Source organism: Marinimicrobium sp. UBA4509 (assembly GCF_002388575.1).
In the GTDB taxonomy this organism is placed as follows: domain Bacteria; phylum Pseudomonadota; class Gammaproteobacteria; order Pseudomonadales; family Cellvibrionaceae; genus Marinimicrobium; species Marinimicrobium koreense.
Genome location: NZ_DGMV01000041.1, coordinates 76,893 through 81,774 on the forward strand (window position 1 = coordinate 76,893; position 4,882 = coordinate 81,774).

General features: G+C 56.9%; 5 protein-coding genes and 1 tRNA gene. 3 read left to right on the plus strand and 3 right to left on the minus strand.

Translation table 11 applies throughout. From position 1 onward, the window contains the following. Nucleotides 1–29 precede the first annotated feature (29 nt). From B3520_RS06415 to ectA, 3 genes are all read right to left on the minus strand, one after another. Complete coding sequence (locus B3520_RS06415) at nt 30–923, minus strand: tetratricopeptide repeat protein (protein WP_123637336.1); 894 nt, start codon at nt 921–923, stop codon at nt 30–32. Next, entirely contained in the window at nt 911–2,347 is a 1,437-nt protein-coding gene (locus B3520_RS06420) for an aspartate kinase (protein WP_024460120.1), read from the minus strand. The genes B3520_RS06415 and B3520_RS06420 overlap by 13 nt, the downstream gene beginning before the upstream one ends. A gap of 142 nt (nt 2,348–2,489) precedes the next feature. After that, the gene (gene ectA / locus B3520_RS06425) at nt 2,490–3,002 is read right to left on the minus strand and encodes a diaminobutyrate acetyltransferase (protein ID WP_024460119.1); all 513 of its coding nucleotides are present in this window, start codon (nt 3,000–3,002) and stop codon (nt 2,490–2,492) included. Between the two features lie 257 nt (nt 3,003–3,259). Here ectA and B3520_RS06430 point away from each other — a divergent pair, with 257 nt between their 5' ends. From B3520_RS06430 to B3520_RS06440, 3 genes are all read left to right on the plus strand, one after another. Then, nucleotides 3,260–3,754 (plus strand): MarR family winged helix-turn-helix transcriptional regulator, encoded by a 495-nt coding sequence (locus B3520_RS06430; RefSeq protein WP_202960771.1) that lies wholly within the window; start codon nt 3,260–3,262, stop codon nt 3,752–3,754. Nucleotides 3,755–4,035: 281 nt separating this feature from the next. Continuing rightward, nucleotides 4,036–4,584 (plus strand): CDP-diacylglycerol--glycerol-3-phosphate 3-phosphatidyltransferase, encoded by a 549-nt coding sequence (gene pgsA / locus B3520_RS06435; RefSeq protein WP_286875690.1) that lies wholly within the window; start codon nt 4,036–4,038, stop codon nt 4,582–4,584. A gap of 99 nt (nt 4,585–4,683) precedes the next feature. Beyond that, a tRNA-Gly gene (locus B3520_RS06440) sits at nt 4,684–4,758 on the plus strand. Nucleotides 4,759–4,882 lie beyond the last annotated feature (124 nt).

The following is a 4,882-nucleotide window of genomic DNA, read 5'->3' on the forward strand; positions in this document are numbered from 1 at the left end:
AAGCGAAGCGCATCCGCCGTAACGAGAATCTACGACTCCTCTTCCCGAATCCCCAACAATTCCTTGAATGCGGGCATGTCGTGCAACGGGAACAACGCCGGGTCCTGCATCAGGGATTCCCGATAACTTTCCGCCCGGCTCAGTGCTTCGCCCAGGAAGTGCACGCCGTCTTCGTAGTGACCCAATGCGGTATGAGCACAGGCGAGCTGATAGAACGCATGGGCATTGTCCGAATCGATCGACAGCGCCTGCTGACACAGATTCACTGCCCACTGGGGTTCGCCCAACTCGAGCACCACATCCGCCTTGTAGGTCAGCGCCTCACAATCCTCGGGCTTCACGGCCAGAATCTGGTCGTAGATGGCGATTTTATTCGCCGGCGTGTGCTCAAGATTGGCGCGCAGCCAGAGTGAATGAATTTCCTGGGTGCGCTCAATCTCCTCGCGGTTAGCATCAATATGCCGGGTTTTCTGGGTCAGCTGTTTCTCGATACCCCGCAGACGCACCTCATAGGCGTTGACCAGCTTGCCCACTTCCTCGTCCGCCAGGCTACTCATTTTTTCTTTCATATCGCGAATGGAGTTCCAGCCCAGCAACACCAGAATCGAACTCACCGCCGCGATCAGATAGAAAAAGTAAGTGACCGTGTTGGTTGCATAGGTCACGCCCCGGTCAATGGACTCGATCTCCCGGTCCACCACCTGCTGAATCAGCTCGGCGCGCTGGTTGGACAGATCGATCCGCAACTGCTTCAGCTCATCGAGCATATAGCGCTCAATGAAGGGGCTGTACATCGGTTCTTCCAGCTTCTCGATTTCTTCGGCCACACGCTGACGTGCCTCGCCATCGGCGTCGCTCTGGGCGAACACCGATACCGAGGCACACAGTAGAAAGAGCGCGGCCAGCCTGATCAGGCTGCGCATATGGCGTCCCCATGGTCGTGGACTTCCACCAGGGCCTTGTGCAGGCTCTTAACGGCTTGATCGTAGTCGTCCTCGTCCACGATAAACTGCATATCCACCTGACGGATCGACTGGTGAATGGCCAGCACACTGATGTTGGCGCTGGACAGTGCCGTTGCCGACTTGGCCAGCATACCGGACACCTTCATATCACTGCCAATGGCGGACACGACCGCCACCTTGCGCACATCCACTTCCGCATCCGGGTACTTCTCTTCCAGCATATTGCGAATACGGTTGACGGTTTTCAGGTTACCGGCAACGTAATGGACAATGGTGTTGGCGTTGATGTCCTTGCTGACCACATGCGCCTTGAAGCGCGAAATCTGATGCAGAATACCGGAATCATACTTCTCGATATTGCCCATCATGTCCTGGTCGAACACCTCAATCGCGTACACACCTTTGCGACCGGCAATGATTTCCGCACAGGGTTTTTCACTGACGTAATCGCCGGTGATCAGGGTGCCGTCGTGATCCGGATCGAAGGTGTTTTTCACCCGCAGTGCGATGCCGTTCTGGCGCAGGCCCTTGGCGGCGCGGGGGTGAATGGCTTCCATCCCCAAATTCGCGAGCTGATCGGCCACATCGTAGTTGGTGCGACCGATGGGCACCACTTTATCCGCGCCGACAAGGCGCGGATCGGCACTGCTCAGGTGGAACTCCTTATGAATGATCGCCTCGTGGGCTCCGGTCAGCACCGCGATACGGCTGAACGTCATCTCGCTGTAGCCACGGTCAAAGCTGGCCATCAGGCCTTCTTTACAGTGAGTGTAGCCCGTGACAATGGGCAGCTCTTTGGCAAAATCGATGCCCGCAAAGGACTGTTTGATCATGTCATCCAGCGCCAGTGCACCATCCGCTTTCCAGCCGGAGAGATCGACAAACCGGGCGTTGACGCCATCACGCTGGAGCAACTTGGCCATATTCCAGGCACTGTGGGCTTCGCCAATACTGGCCAACATTTCACGCACGGTGAACAGGTGCGCGTCCAGCTCAAAGTGGCCGTGCTGACACAGGCGCTGCAGATCGGTCAGGCAGCGTTCGGCATCGTCCAGGCGTTCCTTGATATAGGCATCGGCTTCTTTGCGAAGGTCGGTATCGCCAAAATACTGCTTGTTCAGTTCCAGCACGCGCTTGCGCACCTTGTCAAAGGCTTCCATCCAGGGGTCATCGTCATTGGTGCTGGCAAACAGGCCATAGACGCCGGGCTGGCCGTTTTTCTTGTTCTCCAACAGCAGGTCGGTCAGGCCGCCGTAGGCGGAGACCACAAAAATCCGATGGTAGAGGTCCTCGTCTTTCCCGTTTTTCATAACCACATTGTCGCGTACGGCATCGTACTCACTCATTGACGTGCCGCCGATTTTTTCGACTGTGTGTGACATAAGTCCTCCATTCTGAAGCATTGTGCCGATTACCGGGGTGCCGCCCCGCTAACCCGCCTGTTCGATACCTCTACTCATCTCGAGGCACCTTATGGCCGACAGGTCGGCCGGTGTCAGTTTCTATCGGACCGTGTCCGACCAATCAGTGACGACTGGTCTGGAACGGTCCGATGACCAGCAGGTGTTCATCATCGTGCTCGCCACCGAAGTGGGTGTTGCGCTCAAAAAACACTTCGCTGTTCAGCTCAGTATCCAGGTCCCGGGCCAGGCTGCGGAACAGCGCCCAGGACGCCTCGTTGTCCGGAGTGATCGTGGTTTCGATGTAGCGCACCTCCGCGCAGGCTTCACGGCCCAGCAGATGTTTGAGCATCCGTTTGGCCAGACCTTTACCGCGCGCAGCCTCGGCAATCACCACCTGCCAGACAAACAGGGTGTCCGGTTTGTTGGGTTCTACGTAACCGGACACGAAACCGACCAGTTGCTCGCCATCGAATACGGCCACGGCGGTATCGGCGAAGTGAGAGCACTGGAGCAGATTGCAGTAAATGGAATTGGGGTCAAGGGGCGGGCTGGCAGCCACCAGCTGATTCAGGAGGTAGCCGACCTCAGCGGTGGGCTTGCGAAAATCCAGATTGTCACTGGGTGTGTCGGTCATGGTCTGCTCCTTCCCGTTTATAACAACAATATAGGGGTATGATCCCAAACCCGCAAAAAATCAAGGTTTGCCCCGACAATTCGAATGAATTGAAATAGTTAGAGAACTAAATAAAAATCTATAGTACACTAAGCTAAATGATCAGTCCACCCGAACCCATGCAGCCCTTCGGAGACACGCGCATGACCAAAGACGAATCCCACCTGCCTCAGGGCCTGGCTTCCCGCGCCGAACGCAACATGACGGCGCTCAAGTCCATGAGCACCTCGGACAAGATCGAAGAGGTATTGGTTTCGCTGCGTCGGGTCATCCGGGCGACCGACCTGCATTCGAAGAAGCTGGTGAAAACCGCCAGCGTCACGGGGCCACAGTTATTGCTCCTGCAGATCGTTCATGCCAAGGGCGACATGACCATCAGCGAGCTGGCCCGGGATATGAGCCTGAGCCAGGCCACCGTCACCACCATTCTGGACCGTCTGCAGAAGCGGGAGCTGATCGAACGCATCCGCTCGGAAACCGACAAGCGCAAGGTCTACCCCCGTTTGACCGACCACGGCCGAAAAATCCTGGCCTCCGCGCCCACGGCGCTGCAGGACAACTTTGTGGAACGGTTTAGGGAACTGGATGAATGGGAACAGAGCATGATCATCGCCGCCCTGCAGCGCGTGGCGGAAATGATGGACGCCAAAGACATTGATGCCTCGCCCTTCCTGGACGTGGGCGCTCTGGATCGCGCTATCCCTACCCTATAGCTCCCCAGAATCTCAGTAGTCAGTAGGTCGGATTAGCGCGCAGCGCGTAATCCGACACCCCCGGCAGAACCACCACCGCACCAAGAGTCGGATTACGCTACGCTAATCCGACCTACTCAAACCGGTCACCCCGCCTCACGGCCGTATGACCTCCCAACGACACCACAACCGCAACACCCTCACGATTACGCCGACACCAATCCAACCGACGCAACACTGGTCACCCCCGCCTCACGGCTGTATGATTCGCCCAACGACAGAACCAGAGACCGATCTATCCCATGACCCTGGCGAACCAACTGACCCTGATCCGCATTGTTTTCATCCCGCTGTTTGTAGTGGTCTTCTATCTTCCGTTCGGGTGGGCCCACTTCGCCTCCGCCATGATCTTCAGTATTGCCGCCATCACCGACTGGGCCGATGGCTATGTCGCCCGCAAATACGACCAGTCCACCCCCTTTGGCGCCTTCCTGGACCCGGTGGCGGACAAGCTGATGGTGGTCATCGCCCTGGCCCTTCTGGTTGAGCTGCACGCCACTCCCTGGTTCACCGCACCGGCCATTGTGATTATCGGCCGGGAGATCGTAATCTCGGCCCTGCGGGAGTGGATGGCCGAAATGGGTAAACGCGGCATGGTGGCAGTCTCTTGGGTTGGCAAACTAAAAACCACGCTGCAGATGGTCGCCATTCTGGTGCTGCTGGCCTTCCCGCCAGGGCACGAAATCGCGCTACTGGGCGTGGTTGTTCTGTACGCTGCCGCTGCTCTCACGCTTTGGTCAATGGCTCAGTATCTAAAAGCTGCTTGGCCGCACCTTAGTCGCTCAATGTAGGCAGCATAAATGTCAGCAGCACAGTAGCTCTTTGAACCCGTTGATAAATTGATTGTTTGACAAGCGCGCAGCGATGCGTATAATTCGCCCTCGAGTCGAGCGGGAATAGCTCAGTGGTAGAGCATCGCCTTGCCAAGGCGAGGGTCGGGAGTTCGAATCTACTTTCCCGCTCCAATTAGGTGTGTGGTAAGTCAGGAGAGGTCGGGAGCTGGAACGCCAGCCCGGTCGAATCTACTTTCCCGCTCCAAAGTAGTTGAAGTAATTACAGTGTCCCATTCGTCTAGTGGTCTAGGACACC